Origin of the sequence: Neorhizobium sp. T6_25, assembly GCF_002968555.1 — a bacterium.
Classification (GTDB): domain Bacteria; phylum Pseudomonadota; class Alphaproteobacteria; order Rhizobiales; family Rhizobiaceae; genus Neorhizobium.
The window spans coordinates 137,772-156,916 of record NZ_PVBL01000006.1; the positions used below are offsets into that span (position 1 = coordinate 137,772).

A 19,145-nucleotide genomic window follows, 5' to 3' on the forward strand; every position below is an offset into this window, starting at 1 on the left:
TGATGACGGCAGCAAAGGCAGCCCGGCCTTTGCTGCCGTCATCATAATATGACTATTGCATTCAAGTTTTTGATGGTAGATATGCGTCGCATGATAGGTAGTCCAACCATGTCATTCATATCATCGACCCATCCGTTGCAACTCGTGGCGAGCGCTGGGTCAGCATATTAGACGAGCTCAGATACTCTGACCCCATGACCTTGGAAGCTGAAAGTCGTCACAGCCTCTATCTCGCCCACCGCTCGGCGCTGGTCGACTATGCCGCTCGAATCCTGGGTTCCCGGGAGGCGGCCGAGGATATCGTGCAGGAGGCCTACCTGCGTTTCGCGCCGGGGAAGACGCCCGGCGAATCAGCGCGCCAGGGACTTGCCTATCTCTATCGCATCGTCCGCAATCTCTCCTTCGACGTCCTGAAGCGCCGCAAGATCGAATATCGTGGCCATGCCGAAGACCCGCCCTTCTGGACCATTCCACAAGCCGCCGACAATCCGGAACAGACGGTGATGTTCGGCGACGAGGTGCGTGTGGCGGCGGCGGCACTCGATGCGCTTCCAAGCGAGATCCGGATTGCTGTGGAAATGTACCGGTTCGGTGGCCATACGCTCGAAGGCGTAGCCGACCACCTGGGCATCTCCGTCGCCACCGCCCATCGCCACGTGCGGACCGCCATGGTCAAGATCGCCACCGCCCTCGACAGGAAAAACGCCTGAATATCTCCACACATGCGAAAAATCCGGACCAGCCAATCGTTCCTACGCAAGAAGGGGAATTTCGGATAGAGATCGCAAGACATCCGAAGCAGGTTGAGACTTGGCAGGGCACGACAAAACGGACGAGAGCATTCTGGAGGAGGCGATGGACTGGTTCCTGCGCCTGCGCGAACCACATCGTACAGCCGCCGACGAGCGCGACTTCAGCCTCTGGTTCAACCGGTCGCCTGCAAATCGCGATGCCTGGACGAAAGCCTGCAAGACCTGGGAGCTGATGGGCGAGACGACGCCCATCCACGAAGACCTCTGGAGGCCGGCCGGCCAGGCGAAAATGCTTGCCGCTCGCCACCGACGGCGCGTCTGGAGTGTGGGCACGGCGCTGGCGCTGGCGGCCTGTCTTGTGCTGGCATTGGCCGGCCCCTCCCTCTTCATTCGCTACCGGGCAGATTTCAGGACCGTAACGGCCGAGCTGCGCAAGATCACGCTCGAGGACGGCAGCGCAGTCGAACTCGGCGCAGAAAGCGCGATCGATGCGGATTTCGCCAACGGCGCGCGGCATGTGACGCTGCTTTCCGGCGAAGCCTTCTTCGACGTCAAACATGATTCGGCTCGGCCCTTTACCGTCACCGCAGCCGGCGTGAAGGTCACTGTGCTCGGCACCGCGTTCGACGTCCATATCAAGCCCGAAAATACCACCGTGGAACTGGTTCGCGGGCTGGTCGGCCTCACGATCGACGGCGCGGCGCGCACCTTCGAGCTTTCTCCCGGCGATTCCGTGACCGTCAGCCGCACCGATGGCCAGGTGTCGCGAGCAAGACTGGCGCCGGAAGACATGGCGGGCTGGCGGAACGGGCGGCTGTTCGTCAACGACGTGACCGTCGCCTCGGTCGTCGAGGAACTGCAGCGCTATCATTCCGCGTGGATCAGCATCCCGAGCGGCGATCTCGCCAATCGGCGCGTCACCGGCCTCTACGATCTCTCTGATCCTGATCGGGCGCTCGAGGCGCTGGTCCAGCCTTATGGCGGCAGGGTGCACTACATCTCGCCCTATCTCAGGGTGCTTGCACTTTTCTAGGCCGTTAAAATTTCCTGAAAATTTTTGCGATGCGGTGAAAAAAGCGCCGGGCGCAGTCGTCTTTACCCTGAAGCGCAGGCCGGGGGGCCTTGGCGAACACAGTGTAGCAGGAGACGGGGCGGATGATTTTGCCGGTGAGTGGAGTAGTGCGTAGCGTGGGGGCAAAGGGCAAGCGGAACGCTTTTGCAGTGAGATTGATCACAACGGTCGCAGCAGCCGCGATTGGCGGAAGCGCGATCTTTGCGTCCCCGGCCCTCGCCCAGACGGCGACACGCAGCTTCAATATCCCGGCTCAGCCGCTTGCTTCGGCTCTCAATGCCTTCGGCCGCCAGTCCGGCCTTCAGGTGACGCTGGCTGCCTCGACCTCCCGCGGCGTCGCCGCGCAGGCCGTCAGCGGCAATCTCACGCCGGATCAGGCGCTCGCCCGCATGCTCGCAGGAACGGGCGTGAACTACAGGATCGCCAACGGCACAGCCGTCATCGGCACTCCCGCAAATGCGTCCGGCGATGTGCCGGCCGAAGGAGCCACGACGCTGAGGCCGATCGTCCTACAAGGCCAACCGGGTGCCGAGGGCGATGTCGGCGAAACGGTCATCGGACCCGAGCAGCTCGAGCGCATCAACCCGACCGACCTCGCTGACGTGTTCCGGGAACAGGCCGGCATACAGGTGGGCAGCTCGCTTCCCATGTCGCAGAAGGTCTATGTCCATGGGGTCGAGGAAACCAATCTCGCCATCAGCATCGACGGCGCACGCCAGAACAACAAGGTCTTCCATCACAACGCGACCAACCTGATCGACCCGAGCCTCTTGAAGGCAGTGGACGTGGACGCCGGCATCGCGCCCGCCGACGCCGGTCCCGGCGCTCTCGCCGGCTCGATCAACTACGAGACCAAGGATGCGATCGACCTTCTGGCGCCGGGCAAATCCTTCGGCGGCTTCGTCACGTCGACCTACAACTTCAACAGCGATACGGTGACGACCGGGCTTTCCGCTTACGGCAAGCGCGAGGGCTTCGAGTTCCTCGGCTACCTGACCTTCGGCAAGGGCGACGATTTTGTCGGCGGCGCCGGAAGCGAGGTTTCCGGGACAAGCACAGATATCATCAGTGGCCTTGGCAAGCTTGCCTATGAATTCGAGAGCGGTGACCGCATCGAGATCAGCCACGACCGCGTGGTCGACGATGCGCCCCGCCCGTTCCGTGCAAACGCCGGCTTCGTCGATACGGGCCGACCCTGGGAGCCGCGCATTCGCGACTATCGTCTCGAACGGCAGAATACAGTCCTCACCTACACGGACACCAGCCCGGAAGGCTGGTGGGACCCGACTATCATGCTGGCCTATAGCGGGACGGAAGTCAGCGTGCCCGTTTATGGTTCTCCGGGCTTCCTCTATACCGCGACCGGCGAGACCACGAGTTTCAACGGCAAGTTCGAGAACAAGTTCTCTTTCGAGATCGGCAGCATTACCGCCGGCGTGGACTTTTATAACGACCGGACCGAGCTTGAAGCGACTACGGATTCCGGAAGGGAAAAGGCGAGCAATATCGGGATTTATGCGCAGGCAAGGCTTGAGCCGTGGGAAAGAACCCGGCTTTCCTTCGGCGCCCGCGGTGATCATCAATGGTTCACAGGCGTCAACGGTGCGGATTTCGACAATAGCGGCTTGAGCGCCAACATTTCGGGCGAATACGATCTCACCGATTTCCTGACTGCCAAAGCCGGCTTCTCGCATGTTTGGGCCGGCGTTCCGATGGCAGAGACCTTCAACATCAATCCGCTCTGGAGCTACGGCCCCGATGGCCCGGAAGTCGTCACGGCGGACAATTACATGATCGGGCTCGAAGCCAAATATGAGGGCTTCACCGCTGAAGCCAGCTTGTTCCGCACAGATATCAACGATGCCCGTGTTGCCCGCTACAGTCCGGCTGCGGCCGGAGCGCTCCTCAATCACGATCTGAAATCCAAGGGTTTCGAGATCGGTACCGGTTATGAGTGGTCGAGCGGTTATGTGAAGGTGAAATACGCCCATATCGACGTCGACATCAACGGCCGACCAGCGGATTCCGAAACGGGGAACTACCTCGCGACGCCTGTGGGTGACATCATCACCGTTACCGCCGCACACACATTCGCGGACTGGGGGCTGATCATCGGCGGCGACATCGAGATCGCCCCAGAATACGACCATATCACATCAGGCTCTCCGCCCTTCAGGGCCTATGAAGTCGTCAATATCTTTGCAGAATGGAAGCCGGACGCTCTGCCCAACTTCACATTCCGCGCCGAGGTGCAAAATCTGCTCGACAAGACCTATTCCGACCGCGCCACCTATGGTCAAGAATTTGGCAACGTGACCCCGCTTTACGAACCGGGCCGCAGCTTCCTTCTGACCGCCAAGGCGACGTTCTGAAGAACATGATCATGCGTTCACATGACCGTGCGGCGACCGCGTTCCCGGTTGCCGCCGCAGCAGGAGTGAGATAAGTGGAGAGCAACAGTCATCTTAAGGAGAGGGCTTTGTTACAGGCGACTGCGGAATGGCGCACCGAACACGGCGGAAAATACCTCGTCCAGTTGTGCAAGCATTTCGCTCACAAGATCGACGTCTCCTATTCCGAGACCCATGGGGAGTGCCGTTTTGCCTGCGGCACCGCCATTCTCGATGCGGATGACGGCGGCCTCAGGATCCTCGCGACGGCAGCCGACAAGGAACAGCTGACGGAAACGGAATCGGTGATCGAGAGGCATCTGGTGCGCTTCGCCTTCCGTGAAAATCTGGAAGCCCTGCAATGGCAAAGACCGGATCGGGCCGCCTGAGGCAGGGTCGAGCCTTCGGCCCACGGTCAAGACATGGTGAGAGAATGAACTTAAGGACGATCGCGGCTTTTGCCGCTTTTGCTTTTTCAGCCCTCCCCGCGCACGCGGTGGATATCCTGACTGCCAGAGGCCCGGTGCAGGTTGCCGCCTCACCCGCCAAGATCGCGGTCCTGGATATCGCGGCGCTCGATACGCTCGATCGCCTCGGCATCAAGCCGGCCGGCGTTCCGCAGAAGCTATACCTCCCGCAACTGGAGACTCTGAAACAGGCCGCGGAAATCGTCGGCGATCTCTTCGAGCCCGATCTCGAGGCCCTCAGCGCACTCGGTCCGGACCTGATCATCGTCGGCGGCCGCTCCTCGACAAAGGCTTCGGCGACCGCGCAGGTTGCGCAGACCATCGACATGACCATGGATGGCGACGACCTCGTTGCCCAGGCCAAGGAACGGTTGGCTGCCTATGGCGCGCTCTTCGGCAAGACGGACGAAGCCGCTTCCGCCGTGAAGGAACTGGATGCCCGGATAGAGGCTGCCAAGGCAGCGGTTGCCGGCAAGGGCAAAGGCCTGATCATCATGACCAACGGGCCGAAGGTCACCGCCTATGGCCCCGGCTCGCGCTTCGGCTGGGTGCATGCCGCGCTGAACCTGCCGGCGGCGGTGCCCGACATCGAAGCCGCCAATCATGGCGAAGCGATCTCCTTCGAGTTCATCGCCAAGGCAAATCCCGACTGGCTTCTGGTGCTCGACCGCGCCGCCGCGATCGGTTCCGGGGAACAGGGCGCCAAGACGACGCTCGACAACGAACTGGTCGCCAAGACGACAGCCTGGAAGAAGAACCAGGTGATCTATCTGCCGGCCGCAGAATTCTACATCGCCGCCGGCGGGGTGCAGTCGATACAGCGGGTTGTCGCGACTGTCGCTGAGGCGTTCACCGCCGCCAGATGAGCATCGCCACCGCCAAGCAATCGTCGAAAACGGGGTGGATCGCCGGCCTGACGCTTGCGATCCTTTTTGTTTTCAGCCTTTGCGTCGGGGTCGGCGATATGCCGATCACCCGCCTGTTCTCGGACGGGCGGGCGCTGGAACTCCTGCTCGTCAGCCGCCTGCCCCGCACACTCGCGGCGATCCTCGCCGGCGCCGGCCTGGCGATCGCCGGGCTCATCATGCAGACGCTTGCCCGCAACCGCTATGTGGAGCCCTCCACCGCCGGAACCGCGCAGAGCGCCGAACTGGGGATCCTACTTGTCACCTTACTCCTTCCCTCCGCCAGCCTTCTGTTCAAAAGCCTGGCGGCGAGTGCCGCCGCTCTTCTCGGGACCTCGCTCTTCCTGATGACGGCGCACCGGCTTCCGCCGACGCAGCCTTTTCTCGTGCCGCTCTTCGGGCTCGTCTATGGCGGCGTACTCGGCGCGGCAGTCACCTTTGTCGCCTGGCAGGCCGACCTTCTGCAATATCTCTCGGTCTGGACCAATGGCGACTTTTCCGGCGTCCTGCGCGGCCGCTACGAACTCCTATGGCTCGGGGCACTGATGGTGGTGATCGCCTGGATCGTCGCCGACCGGCTGACGATCCTGGCGCTCGGCCGCGATGCCAGCATCGGGCTCGGCCTTGACTATGCGCGCATGCTGCAGCTCGGGCTGATCATCGTTTCTGTTATCTCAGCCTTGAGCGTCGTGGTCGTCGGCATGATCCCTTTCGTCGGCCTCGTGGTGCCGAACATCGTCTCCCGGCTGATGGGCGACAATATGCGCGGTACGCTGCCTTTCGTGGCCGCCAGCGGCGCGATCCTGGTGCTCGGCTGCGACATTCTCGGACGGCTGCTCCGCTATCCTTACGAAATTCCGGTCGGGACGATGATGGGTTGCGTCGGCGGGCTGATCTTCCTCTGGCTTCTGTTCCGGCGGCCTTCCCATGTCTGAGCGCCGGCACGTGCCCGATCGCCGGCTTCTCTGTCTTGCCGGGGCAGCCGTCCTCTGCATCGTTGCCTTCATGACGATCGGGCTGCGCGGCAATATCGGCTTCGTGCTCGCCCTGCGCGCCATGAAGCTTGCCGCCCTTCTGCAGGTGAGCGTGTCGATCGCGGTCTCGACGGTGATCTTCCAGACGGTCACCAACAACCGTATCCTGACGCCGTCGATCATGGGTCTCGACGCGCTTTACCTGTTCGGCCAGATGCTGCTCGTCTTCCTGCTCGGCGGGCTCGGTTATGCGGCGCTCGATGCGCAGCTCAAGTTCGGCGGCGAGATTATCGTCCTGATGGCACTGGCAACGGGCCTCCTCCTGCCGATGCTGCGCCGCCGCACCGACATGGGTCTGATGCTACTCGCCGGCATCATCTTCGGCATCCTGTTCCGCAGCCTGCATTCCCTGCTGGCACGCCTGATCGATCCCAATGACTTCGCCGTCGTCCAGGGCGCGAGTTTCGCCGACTTCAACGGCGTCCGCACCGACCTTCTCGCCTTCGCCGCCATCCTCACAATCGCCGGCATCGTGATCGCCTGGAGGGCCCGACATGTGCTCGATGTCATGGCACTCGGCGCAGATACGGCGACCGGGCTCGGGATCAGTTGGGCGCGCACCGTCACCGGGCTGCTGCTGCTCGTCTCGGCGCTTGTCGCCGTTTCGACGGCGCTGGTGGGGCCTGCCGCATTTTTCGGCCTCCTGGTCGTGGCGCTTGCCGAACGCATCGTCGACACACGCAGCCACGCGGCGCTGATGCCGGCCGCCATGTTGACGGCCGTCATCATCCTCGTCGGCGGACAGACGCTGTTTCAGCATGCTCTGGGCAGCAGTTCGACGCTCGGCGTCGTCATCGAATTCGTCGGCGGCTTCGCCTTTCTTGTTCTGCTCGTTTTCGGGAGCCGCAAATGATCCAGATAGAAAACGTCTCGCTGCGGCACGGCCAGGCGCAGATCCTCCACGACATTTCGCTGACGATCCCGAAGGGCGGCATCACCGCTCTGGTCGGTCCGAACGGCGCGGGCAAGTCCTCGCTCCTGTCGCTCATCGCCCGGCTGCAGCCGTTGCAGGCCGGGAGGATCAGTGTCGACGGTTTCCCCGTCGACACGACACCGAACCGAGATCTCGCGCGGATTCTCGCCATCCTGCGGCAGGAGTCGATCGTCACCAGCCGGCTGCGCGTGCGCGAACTCGTGGGCTTCGGCCGTTTTCCGCATGGACGTGGACGCCTGACGGCTGCTGACTACGCGATCATCGAGCAGTCGCTGCAGCAGTTCGACCTGACGGATCTTTCCGACCGCTTCATCGAAACCCTTTCCGGTGGCCAGCGGCAGCGAGCCCTGGTGGCGATGGCCTTTGCCCAGGGCACGGACTATCTGCTGCTCGACGAACCGCTCAACAATCTCGACATGTATTTCGCCCGGGAACTGATGCGTTCGCTCCGCAAGATCGCCGACGAAAACGGAAAGACCATCGTCATCGTGCTGCACGACATCAACCAGGCGGGTGCCCATGCCGACCGGATCCTGGCAATGAAATCCGGCCGGATTGTCGCCGACGGCACGCCTTCCGACTTGCTGACGCCCAGAACCCTGCGAGCCATCTTCGGTTTCGAGATGCGGGTGGAGACGTTCGACGACACGCCGGTTGTCCTGCATTTCCGCTAGGCCCGGGACCGTCAACGGCGCGGAAACAAGTAAACTTCCCGAATAGAGACCATCTGAACCTTCGCCATTCGACCGTCGGGAATATCAGCCCGTTGCGCCGTTGACAAATTGTCGACAAAGTGATGACATATTCTTATCAAGGCAGGGATGAGGCAGTTGACGGAAAGACCGAAAGAAATTCGGAGCCGCCATAAACGGGAAAGCAAGCGGGTACCGATGGCGGTGACTGCCGGCAGCCGCCGCGCCAGACGTCGCGAGCAACTCGTGAATTCCGCTGCCGATGCCTTCAATCCGGCGCCCTGCGCCGCCGCAATCGGTAGGGAGTTCCCCGCGTGACGCCAACCGCCTCCACCCCTCTTCTGGCCGTGGACGACCTGTCGGTCGAGTTCGGCGCCTCTCGCGTCATCGAGAACCTGAGCTTCTCCGTCTCAGCCGGCCAGACGGTCGCGATCGTCGGCGAGTCCGGCTCGGGCAAGTCGGTGACGTCGCTGTCGATCATGCGGCTTGCCGACATGCTCGGCGCCAGCTATCCGACCGGACGCATCCTGTTCCAGACCGCAGGCGGCGAGATCGATCTGCTAAAACTCGACCAGAAGAGGATGCGCGGCATTCGCGGAAAGGAGATCTCGATGATCTTCCAGGAGCCGATGACCTCGCTGAACCCGGTCTTCACGATCGGCGACCAGGTGGCCGAGATCCTGAAACTGCATGAGGGCAAGTCGAACAGCGCGGCGCTCGCCGAAGCGAAGCGGCTCCTCGACATGGTCCGCCTGCCCGATGCCGCGGAACTGCTGACCCGTTATCCGCACCAGCTCTCCGGCGGCATGCGCCAGCGGGTGATGATCGCCATGGCACTCGCCTGCCGGCCGCGGCTGTTGATCGCTGACGAGCCGACGACGGCGCTCGACGTCACCATCCAGGCGCAAATCCTCGATATCCTGCGCGACCTGCAGAAGGAACTGGGCGCCGCTGTCATCTTCATCACCCATGACATGGGCGTCGTCGCCGAGATGGCCGACGACGTGGTGGTGATGTGGAAGGGCAAGGCGGTGGAAAAGGGCAAGGCTCTCGATATTTTCGAACGGCCGACCAATGCCTATACCCGCACGCTGCTCGCAGCCGTGCCGAAGCTCGGCAGCATGACCGGCGAAGAATTTCCCAAGCGCCTGCCGCTGACCGTGCTCGAAGACGGCGAGCCGAAGCTCTCGGGTGTCGAGCGCATCCAGAATACCGCCCGCTACGATGCCGCTCCGCTCTTGTCGGTACGCGATCTCGTGGTGCGCTTCGACATCAAGAAGGGCCTGCTCGGCAAGGTCACCCACCGCGTCCATGCCGTGGAAAAGGTCTCTTTCGACATTCATCCGGGTGAGACGCTGGCGCTGGTCGGCGAATCTGGATCGGGCAAGTCGACAATCGGCCGCACCATCCAGCAACTTCAAAAGGCAACGGCCGGCAATATCACCTTTTCGGGCAAGCCGCTGTCGGCGATGAGCATGGCCGAGCGACACAACCTGCGCCGGGACGTGCAATATATCTTCCAGGACCCGTTCGCCTCGCTCGATCCGCGCAAGACGGTCGGCTTCTCGATCGCCGAGCCGATCCGCACCCACGGCCTACTCGACAGCGAGAAGGAGATCGCAAAAACCGTCGATGCCCTGCTCGAAAGGGTCGGCCTCACCTCCGCGCATGCCCGCCGGTATCCGCACGAGTTCTCCGGCGGTCAGCGACAGCGCGTCTGTATTGCCCGCGCACTCGCCTCGAAACCGAAGCTGATCATCGCCGACGAGGCGCTTTCCGCACTCGACGTCTCGATCCAGGCGCAGATCATCAACCTGTTCATGGACTTGCAGGAAGAGCGCGGCCTCGCCTACCTCTTCATCAGCCATGACATGGCGGTGGTCGAGAAGATGAGCCACCGGGTGGCGGTGCTCTATCTCGGCCAGATCATGGAATTCGGCAATCGCCGCCAGATTTTCGAAACGCCATCGCACGACTATACGCGCCGGCTTCTCTCGGCCGTGCCGGTCGCCGATCCGCGCCGGCGCAAGCCGCTGGCGATGATCGAGGGTGATATTCCAAGCCCGGTCCGGGCTGTCGGCAACGAACCGGTGCTTCTCGCCCGGGAGGAGATCGCGCCAGGACACTACGTGGCGCGCAGCGCGTGACGATTTGACATTCGGTTTTTCAACAGGAGCAAAAACGATGATGAAAATGCAGAGGGGTTTGCGGACGGCATTCGCGGCGATGGCGCTCGCAGGTGTCGCGTTCGCGCCGGTCTCGGCTCTCGCGGCCGGTAAGCTGACGGTGTCCTCGCCGCAGGATCCGGGCAGCTGGGATCCGATCGACACATTCCTGGTCAACTGGGCCTCGGTCGCGACCAACATCTTCGACGGCCTCACCTATCGCGGCCCCGACCTGAAGCTCGTCCCGGGTCTTGCGACCTCCTGGGAGGTGCTCGACAACGGCATGCGCATCCGCTTCAAGCTGCGTGAAGGCGTAAAATTCCACAACGGCGAGGCCTTCAATGCCGAAGCGGTGAAGTTCACCTTCGACCGCCTGCTCGGCCCGGAAGGCGCCAAGGGGCCGCAGCAATCCAACTACAATTCGATCGGCAGCGTCGACGTTGTCGATGCCACCACGATCGACATGAAGCTGAAGGTGGCCGATCCGGTCATCCTCACCAAGCTCGCCGGTTACGGCGGCATGATCGTTCCGCCGAAATACATCGCCGAAAAGGGCGACGCCTATTTCAACGCCCATCCGGTCGGCACCGGCGCCTTCAAGTTCGTTTCCTACGAGCCGAAGGTGAACATCATCCTCGCCGCTAACCCGGACTACTTTGGCGGCGCGCCAAAAATTTCGGATCTGGAATACAAGTTCATCTCCGAGCCGGCGACAGCGGTTGCCGAACTCCAGGCCGGCCGCGTCGATGTGGTCATCCCCCCGACCATTCCGATCGGCATGATCCCGACCATCCAGGGCAATGCCAAGCTTGCCGTGGTCACCTCGCCGGGCCCGACGGTCTACGCGCTGCGCTTCAACACGCGCGACGGCATCACCAAGGATCCGAAGGTTCGCCAGGCGCTGATCATGGGCGTCGATCGCGACGCGATCATCAAGTCGATCCTCGGCGGCCAGGCACAGCCGATCGCCAGCTTCCAGGGGCCGCTGTCCTTCGGCTTCGACAAGGCCATGAAGCCGCTTCCCTACGATCCGGTCAAGGCACAGGCTCTGCTGAAAGAAGCCGGCGTCGCGCCGGGCGCTGCCGTACAAATCGACCTTCGCGGCAACGAAGCGACCTTCATCGAAGTCGCCCAGGCGATCTCCGCCTATCTGCAGACGATCGGCATCACCGCGACGATCAAGCCCTATGAGACCAACGTCCTGCTGAACGACATCATTCCGGGCGGCAAGACCGGCGCGATGTTCCAGCAGTCCTGGGGCGGCTGGACGCTCGACTACGACAACACGGCCGTCGCCATGTACCACACCGGCGAAAAGTGGAACCCCTACGACAGCGACCCGAAGATGGACGAACTGCTTGCCAAGCAGCGCACCATCACCAATGTCGCCGAGCGCGAGAAGGTTCTGCAGGAAATCGCCCATTACGCAGCAGACCGGGCGCTGGAAATGCCGCTCTACAACTTGAACGCCATCTTCGGCATCAACAAGCGCGTGAAGAACTTTACGCCGGTGCCGGACAGCCGTCTGAAGTTCACCGACGTCACCGTCGACTAAGACTTCGCGGAGCCGCCGCCTTCGATTGGAGGCGGCGGGTCCGACGATAAAACAAGGGAACGAGAGATTGGCCGTATTCCTGGTAAAACGCCTTTTGCAGGCGATTTTCGTCGTGATCGCCGTGACGCTGACAGTTGCCTTCGCGATCCGCCTGACCGGTGACCCGGCGCTGATGCTGACGCAAGGCGCCGGCAGCGTCACCGAGGCCGATCTCGTGCGCATCCGCGAGGGGCTGGGGCTCAACGAGCCGTTCTTCGTTCAATACCTGAATTTTCTGAAAGGCATTTTCACGCTCGATTTCGGCAACAGCTTCCTCGGCGGCACGCCGGTGTCGCTGCTGATCGGCAAGGCGCTGCCGGCGACGCTGGCGCTCGCCTTCACCTCGCTGATCGTCTCGATCGTCATTTCCATTCCGCTCGGAATCAAGGCCGCCACCGCGCGCGGCAAGTGGGCCGACCAGATGATCCGCATCCTGTCGCTCGTCGGCCTGTCATTCCCGAATTTCTGGCTGGCCACCATGCTCGTGCTGCTCTTCGCGATCGCTTTGCCGCTGCTGCCGCCGAGCGGCATGGACGGATTTGAAAGCTTCATCCTGCCGGCCGTCACCATGGGCATCATCCTGACGGCGACCAATGTCCGCCTGGTGCGCACCACCATGCTGGAGACGCTGCGCTCGCAATATATCATGGTCGCCCGCGCCAAGGGCTTGAGCGAAAACGCGGTGCTCTACAAGCACGCGCTTCGAAACTGCGCCATTCCGCTGATCACCTATTTCGGCCTGCAGTTCGGCGGCCTGCTGGGCGGCATCGTCGTCGTCGAGCGGGTCTTCAACTGGCCGGGCCTCGGCACGCTCGCCTTCGACGCCGTCGGCGCCCGCGATTACCCGGTGCTGCAGGCGGTCATCACAGTCCTGTCGCTGATGATCATCGGCATCAACCTTCTGGTCGACATCGCCTACGGCCTCGTCGATCCCCGCATCCGGACGGAGTGAGAGCCATGGCCTCGCGCACTGCTTCCTCGAATTTCCTGAAGCTCGAATTCGTCCTCGGCGCTTTCCTCGTCGGCGTCATCGGCATCGCCGTCATCTTCTCCGGCATGATCTTTCCCGGCGGCGCCGAAAAGATCGACCTGATGTCGCGCCTCGTACCGCCATTCGTCAGGCCGGCGCATGTCTTCGGCACCGATCCGCTCGGGCGCGACGTGCTCGCCCGCGTCATGGCCGGCGGCAAGATCTCGTTGCTGGTCGGCTTCGTCTCGGTTGCCGGCGGCGTCACCATCGGCGTCGTCATGGGGCTGATCGCCGGGTATTACCGCGGCATCTGGGACATGCTGGTGATGCGTTTTGCCGATATCCAGCTGGCGCTCCCTTTCATCCTGCTTGCCATCACCTTCATCGCCATCGTCGGTGGTGGGCTTGCCAACACGATCATCCTGCTGATCGTCTCGCAATGGGTGCAATATGCCCGCCTGGTGCGCGGTTCGGTGCTGACGCTGCGCGAGCGCGAGTTCATCCTTTCGGCCCGTGCGATCGGGGTCAAGAACTGGCGCATCATCGTCCAGCACCTGCTGCCCAACCTCATCGGCCCGGTCATCGTGCTCATGACGCTCAACGTCGCCACCAACATCCTGCTGGAAAGCAGCCTCACCTTCCTCGGCCTCGGCATCGACCCGACCATCCCGAGCTGGGGCGGCATGCTCGCCGAAGGCCGCACCTACCTGCAGACGGCCTGGTGGGTCAGCGTTTTCCCCGGCCTTGCCATCCTCCTCACCGTCCTTGGCCTCAACCTCCTCGGCGACTGGCTGCGCGACAGTCTCGATCCCACAGGCAGAACATCCGCATGACACTGATCCACGAACAGAAGGTCGATCGCACGCTCGACACCCTCGTCGCGCGGTTTTCCGGCGCCACGGGCACGAAGATCGAAGCCTGGGTGTTCGACGACGAAAAGAGCCGCAGGAAAGCCGAGGCGATACTCGCCGCCGCAGGCGTCGAGGCGAAGTTCCGCAGCGCCTACAAGCCGTTGCTGCATTTCTTTCTCGAAGAGGTCGATCTCGAGAACCTTTCGGCTCTGCATGTCGTCTACCCCGTGCATCGGGCTTGCCCTAAAAACCGTTTCCTGCTGGAAGCCTATCCGCTCGCCGGTCTTGTCGGCGCGGCACGGCTGACCTTCGAAGCCGGGTCCGAAGATGCCTTCTACGTGGTGACGCTGACCGCAAGGGATGGCAGCACCGAGACCCATAAAGTCTTCGCGCCGAACCGGCTCCATACGGATTTCATCGGCGAAACGCTGCTGTCGCCGACCGGCTGGCTGTGCCTCGACGGCGGAGCCGGCGAACGGCTGGAGACCGACTACGAACTCCTGTTCTCCTCGGCCGTCGAAGCCGTCACGGTCCAGGATTGGGGGGTGACCGAGCCTTATTTCGACGAGCTCAATATCGCCGTCACCCTGCCGGCCGAAGACCGGCGTTTGGCCGTCGGCGAAGAGGTCGTCAGCCTGCGCGAGGCGCTGCACGAGGATTTCTATTTCACGCTTCTGGAAATCTTTCAGAAAAAGTCCGGCCGGCCGATCGGCGACCGGGGCCTGCAGCCGGGGCAGATCATCCCGGAGATTCGTCACGGAGAAACCGTCTCCGTCCGCATCGAAACGCGGGCACTGTGGACCTCCGAGGCCGTGACAGAGCCGCAGCGCCTCGCCTCCGCCGTGTCTCCGGTCTCTGTGGCCCAGATCCGTCGGGAACTCGCAGCAATCGACGGCGTCGCCTTCGAAGCCCACTCGCGGACCGGCCGTGCCGTGGAGGCCCGTTATCACGCCGGCACCGATAAACCGGTCATCATCAGCGGTGGCCAGCATGCAAACGAGACGACCGGTATCGTCGGTGCGTTGCGCGCCGCGCAGACGCTTCACTCAAGGCCAAATTCGCATTTCGTCATATCGCCGCTCGAAAATCCCGACGGCTACCAGGTGCATTGGCGGCTTCGCACCGACAACCCGCTGCACATGCACCATGCGGCGCGCTACACCGCGCTCGGTGACGATCTCGAATACCGCTCGGGCAAGGAGCTGTTCGAAAAGGCGATCCGCCTTGAAGCGGAAAGGCTGAGCGGTGCGAAGCTGCACGTCAACCTGCACGGCTATCCTTCGCATGAATGGACGCGGCCACTTTCCGGCTACGTGCCCCGCACGTTTGCGATGTGGACGGTGCCGAAGGGCTTTTTCCTCATCATGCGCCATCACGCCGAATGGACGGCGCAGGCGGAAATCCTGATCGACCGCGTCAGCCGCCACCTCGCCGCCATTCCCGGCCTCGTCGCCTATAACGCCGCACAGATCAAGCTTTTCGAAACCCATGCCGGCGAGACCGGCTTCCGCATCATCAACGGTTTCCCTTGCCTGATCTCGATAGACGACCGGCACACGGTTCCGCTGACGCTGATCACCGAATATCCGGACGAAACCATCTATGGCCCGGCCTTCATCCAGGGCCACACGGCGCAGATGGAGACCGTGCTTTCCGCCTATGATGCGATCCAGGCGATCGAGGAACCGGCCCCTGCCGCGCAAGCGGTATAATCGCAGATCACACAGCTTGTTTCGGACAGGACCATCCAGCGATGAACCATGCTTCTTCGCTGGATGGCCGCACTTCGACGCGCGGGCCGCGGCCTCGCTACTCTCCTGAATTACTCCTTGCCGTCTGCACAGATTCTGCAATCCGGTCCGACATTCTCTTGTCATGAACAAGAGCAGCACCCCGCCCCGCATCACTCCCTCCACACTGCCAGATCGCCTCCGCAATGACGGATGGTGGCTGGTGGACGATCGCCAGCCTGAAGGAATTCCTCCTGACCGGCGTCCGGCGATCATGCTCATCGTGATCGAGGGCGGCGTCAGAGAGAGGACCAGCAGTGCGAATGACTGACAAACTGACGCCACCGATGCCCAGGGCACGCGGCGCCAATCGGATCGCCGCACTTCTGGCGGTCGTGGCGATTTCGGATTTCCTGATCTTCGATCAGGCGCCTGGGCTCAACCTTTTCCTGTTTGCGATTTTGGTAACCGCTGCGATTCTCTTGTCGGGAAGGCGGCGCTTGCAGCCCTTGACGGCAGCCCTCCTGTTCGGCCTTTCGGCTTTCGCCGCGGCGCCGCTCATCGAAACTGCATCACCAATGGGCATCGCGGTTTCACTTGGCACGATCATGTGTGTTGCGCTGGCGAGCACCGGGCTCGTGCCGCAGCGGCTGAGCGGTCTTCCCGCGGTTCTTTTTCGTTTTATCCTGGTTGTCCCGCTACGACTTCTGCAGGATTGCCGAAAACATCTTGCCTTGCGGGCCGAACGCTCGTCCTTTGCCGCAATCTGGCGGAACCTCGGCATCTGGATGGTGCCGCTCATTCTCGCTTCGGTTTTCCTGCTTCTCTTCGCCATCGCCAATCCGCTGATCGAAGACGCGCTGCGCAGTATCGATCTCGCATTCCTGCTGCAATTCATGGATCTGTGGCGGATCGGCTTCTGGCTGGCGATGGCCGCTTTCGTCTGGGCCGTGCTGCGGCCGCGCCTCAAGTGCAGGATCGTTCGACGCCGGGCAGACGACACGGCCGCGCATCCCGCCGAAATTCCATTTCTCACCCATGCCTCGCTGCTGCGGTCGCTGCTCCTCTTCAACGCGCTCTTTGCCATGCAGACGCTCTTGGATCTCGTCTATCTCTGGGGCGGCGTCGATCTCCCGGACGGCATGACCCATGCGGAATATGCCCATCGCGGCGCCTACCCGCTGATTGCCACCGCTCTGCTTGCCGCAGGCTTCGTCCTGATCGCCATGCGTCGCGGCGGCCCCGGCGACAACAGCCCTCTGATCCGCGGCCTCGTCCATGCCTGGATCGGCCAGAACGTGCTTCTCTGCCTGTCGTCGATCCTGCGGCTCGACCTTTATGTCGAGGTGTATTCGCTGACGGAACTGCGCGTTGCCGCCGGAATATGGATGGGCCTGGTCGCCGTCGGACTTGTCCTGATCCTGCTGCGGATCGTGTTGCGCCAATCCAACCAATGGCTGATCGCCACGAATATCGCCGTACTGGCAGCCGTGCTCTATCTCAGTGCCTTCATCGATTTTTCGGCCTTCATCGCCCGTTTCAACGTCACGCACAGCCTGGAACTGAGCCATGAGGGCGTTCCGCTTGATATCGACTACCTGTCGTCGCTCGGCCCCTCCGCCATTCCGGCGCTTGATCTTTATCTTTCCGCCCTGCCCGACGAGGCGATCGACAAGAAGTACAGGGCCCTGTCGGTCAGGCAGTCGCTTGGCTATGATTTTGCGTGCCGGCCGCGGAACTGGCGGAGCTGGAGTTTCCGCGCGGAGCGGATCGAAGCCCATCTTGGTTCACCTGCAACCATTGCAAGATAGGGAAAGAACGATAACAACAGCGGCGGTAAATTTCTGCAGGACCCACCATGGCGCATCGCATCCTCGTCGTCGATGACGAACCCCATATCCGCGACGTGATCTGCTTTGCCCTGGAGCGCGCCGGCATGGTGTCGACGACCGCGCGCAACGGCACCGAAGCGATGATGGCCTTCCGTCGGGGAAACATCGATCTCGTCGTTCTCGATATCGGCATGCCGGAAATGGATGGCCTGGAGGTCTGCCGCCAGATCCGCAAGACCTCCGGACTTCCGATCCTGTTCCTATCGGCCCGGGACGAGGAGATCGACAGGGTGCTGGGGCTTGAGATCGGCGGTGACGACTATGTCACCAAGCCCTTCAGCCCGCGCGAACTGGTCGCCCGCGTCAAGGCGATCCTGAAGCGCAGCGGCAATGGCGGCGGTTTCGACAGCCGCGGGAATATCCTCGTCGCCGGAGAGGTCAGCCTCGATCGGGCCGGCAGGACCGTGAGCTTCGGCGGTACCGTAGTCACGACCACCGCGCTCGAATTTTCCATTCTGGATGCGCTGCTTTCCCGCCCCGAGATGGTGTTCAGCCGCGAGCAGCTGATGGCGGCGGCTTATGGCCCCGGCATCCATGTGGCGGATCGCACGATCGACAGCCATATCCGCAACATCCGGGCCAAGTTTTCGGCGGCAGGCGCGGTCGGCATTGTCGCTACCGTTCACGGTGTCGGTTTCAGGCTGGGCAGCGATCTCGGGAGGAAGGCGTGATGACGGCGCCAAGGGTGCGGACCAAATGGCGGCCGCCGCTGGCGCTGATCGTGTATGCGGTGCTTCTGGCCGTGATGGCACTGCCGGTCCTGATCATCATCTGGTTTCGTGCCACGGAAACGACCTCGATCCGGATGACGCCCGCCGAAACGGGAGCACTGGTCGTCGTCCTCACACTGACGCTCGCGGTCGCTTACGTGCTCGCCCGCACCATAACCCGCCCCATCAACGCGCTGATCGCCCGTACCGAGGAGATCGCCCGTGGTGGCAAGGCGGCGATCCGGCCGCTGGACCGTTATGGAACGCGCGAGATCGCGACACTGTCGCAAAGCTTCCTCGACCTCGCGGGCAGGCTGGTCGACCGCACCGAATATGTCCGCTCCTTTGCCGCGCATGTCTCCCACGAACTCAAATCGCCGTTGACCGCGATCCGGGGCGCTGCCGAACTGCTGCGCGACGACCAGACCGACCTGCCGATGACGACAGCGCAACGCCTGCGTTTTCTCGACAATATCATCGCCGATGCGGAAAGGCTCGACGCCTTGCTGTCGAGGTTGAGGGAGCTGGCTCAGGCGGAGCTTCCCATGGCTCAGGGCGAAACGAGCATCGAAGATGTCCTGCCCGTGCTGCGCAAACGCTTTCCCGGCCTTGAAATTTTCGGGTTGGGAGACACGCAAAATACCGTCGCCCTGCCGTTCGAAGCAGCCGACATCGTCTTTGCCAATCTTGCAGAAAACGCGGTTCAGCACGGCGCCATGCGCTTGGAGCTGGTCGTGGCGGCCGACGCGCGAACCGCTACCATTCTGGTGCGCGACAACGGCCGCGGCATTTCCGAGGGAAACCGGGAGCACGTCTTTCAACCCTTCTTTTCGACCCGTCGCGAACAGGGCGGCACCGGCATGGGCCTCGACATCGTCCGCACCATGCTGGGCTCATACGGCGGCACGATTCACCTGCGGCAGGCGACCGGCGCAGGGACTGACTTCGAGATCATTGTGCCTCTGACGCCCTGACGGCGAGGGGTAT

General features: G+C 62.5%; 16 protein-coding genes. All 16 read left to right on the forward strand.

What is annotated here, in order from left to right; genetic code table 11:
• Window positions 1–194 precede the first annotated feature (194 nt).
• The 16 genes from C5L10_RS10475 (at window position 195) to C5L10_RS10555 (ending at window position 19,132) form a co-directional block, all read left to right on the forward strand.
• Complete coding sequence (locus C5L10_RS10475) at window positions 195–710, forward strand: sigma-70 family RNA polymerase sigma factor (protein ID WP_046634306.1); 516 nt, start codon at window positions 195–197, stop codon at window positions 708–710.
• A 100-nt stretch (window positions 711–810) separates the two neighbouring features.
• The gene (locus C5L10_RS10480) at window positions 811–1,785 is read left to right on the forward strand and encodes a FecR family protein (RefSeq protein ID WP_172716985.1); all 975 of its coding nucleotides are present in this window, start codon (window positions 811–813) and stop codon (window positions 1,783–1,785) included.
• A gap of 188 nt (window positions 1,786–1,973) precedes the next feature.
• Window positions 1,974–4,196 carry a TonB-dependent receptor gene (locus C5L10_RS10485; RefSeq protein WP_245447975.1) on the forward strand — a complete coding sequence of 741 codons (2,223 nt, stop codon included), beginning with the start codon at window positions 1,974–1,976 and terminating at the stop codon, window positions 4,194–4,196.
• 107 nt (window positions 4,197–4,303) lie between these two features.
• Entirely contained in the window at window positions 4,304–4,603 is a 300-nt protein-coding gene (locus C5L10_RS10490) for a DUF2218 domain-containing protein (protein ID WP_105429605.1), read from the forward strand.
• Window positions 4,604–4,647: 44 nt separating this feature from the next.
• The gene (locus tag C5L10_RS10495; protein WP_105429606.1) at window positions 4,648–5,547 is read left to right on the forward strand and encodes a siderophore ABC transporter substrate-binding protein; all 900 of its coding nucleotides are present in this window, start codon (window positions 4,648–4,650) and stop codon (window positions 5,545–5,547) included.
• On the forward strand, window positions 5,544–6,521 hold the full coding sequence (locus tag C5L10_RS10500) for an ABC transporter permease (RefSeq protein ID WP_105429607.1): 978 nt from the start codon (window positions 5,544–5,546) through the stop codon (window positions 6,519–6,521). Before C5L10_RS10495 ends, C5L10_RS10500 begins: the two co-directional genes overlap by 4 nt.
• A gap of 10 nt (window positions 6,522–6,531) precedes the next feature.
• Window positions 6,532–7,473 (forward strand): iron chelate uptake ABC transporter family permease subunit, encoded by a 942-nt coding sequence (locus C5L10_RS10505; RefSeq protein WP_105429738.1) that lies wholly within the window; start codon window positions 6,532–6,534, stop codon window positions 7,471–7,473.
• Window positions 7,470–8,228 (forward strand): ABC transporter ATP-binding protein, encoded by a 759-nt coding sequence (locus C5L10_RS10510; protein ID WP_105429608.1) that lies wholly within the window; start codon window positions 7,470–7,472, stop codon window positions 8,226–8,228. Before C5L10_RS10505 ends, C5L10_RS10510 begins: the two co-directional genes overlap by 4 nt.
• Window positions 8,229–8,560: 332 nt before the next feature.
• On the forward strand, window positions 8,561–10,393 hold the full coding sequence (locus C5L10_RS10515; RefSeq protein WP_105429609.1) for an ABC transporter ATP-binding protein: 1,833 nt from the start codon (window positions 8,561–8,563) through the stop codon (window positions 10,391–10,393).
• A 37-nt stretch (window positions 10,394–10,430) separates the two neighbouring features.
• Window positions 10,431–11,966 (forward strand): ABC transporter substrate-binding protein, encoded by a 1,536-nt coding sequence (locus tag C5L10_RS10520; protein ID WP_105429610.1) that lies wholly within the window; start codon window positions 10,431–10,433, stop codon window positions 11,964–11,966.
• 67 nt (window positions 11,967–12,033) lie between these two features.
• The gene (locus C5L10_RS10525; RefSeq protein WP_105429611.1) at window positions 12,034–12,957 is read left to right on the forward strand and encodes an ABC transporter permease; all 924 of its coding nucleotides are present in this window, start codon (window positions 12,034–12,036) and stop codon (window positions 12,955–12,957) included.
• A 5-nt stretch (window positions 12,958–12,962) separates the two neighbouring features.
• The gene (locus tag C5L10_RS10530) at window positions 12,963–13,808 is read left to right on the forward strand and encodes an ABC transporter permease (RefSeq protein WP_046666086.1); all 846 of its coding nucleotides are present in this window, start codon (window positions 12,963–12,965) and stop codon (window positions 13,806–13,808) included.
• The gene (locus C5L10_RS10535; RefSeq protein ID WP_105429612.1) at window positions 13,805–15,538 is read left to right on the forward strand and encodes a peptidase M14; all 1,734 of its coding nucleotides are present in this window, start codon (window positions 13,805–13,807) and stop codon (window positions 15,536–15,538) included. Before C5L10_RS10530 ends, C5L10_RS10535 begins: the two co-directional genes overlap by 4 nt.
• 335 nt (window positions 15,539–15,873) lie before the next feature.
• Window positions 15,874–17,367 carry a DUF4173 domain-containing protein gene (locus tag C5L10_RS10545; protein ID WP_105429613.1) on the forward strand — a complete coding sequence of 498 codons (1,494 nt, stop codon included), beginning with the start codon at window positions 15,874–15,876 and terminating at the stop codon, window positions 17,365–17,367.
• A gap of 47 nt (window positions 17,368–17,414) precedes the next feature.
• A complete protein-coding gene (locus C5L10_RS10550; protein ID WP_105429614.1) occupies window positions 17,415–18,119 on the forward strand; it encodes a response regulator transcription factor in 705 nt (234 codons plus the stop codon).
• Complete coding sequence (locus C5L10_RS10555) at window positions 18,119–19,132, forward strand: HAMP domain-containing sensor histidine kinase (RefSeq protein WP_105429615.1); 1,014 nt, start codon at window positions 18,119–18,121, stop codon at window positions 19,130–19,132. The genes C5L10_RS10550 and C5L10_RS10555 overlap by 1 nt, the downstream gene beginning before the upstream one ends.
• Window positions 19,133–19,145: the final 13 nt, after the last annotated feature.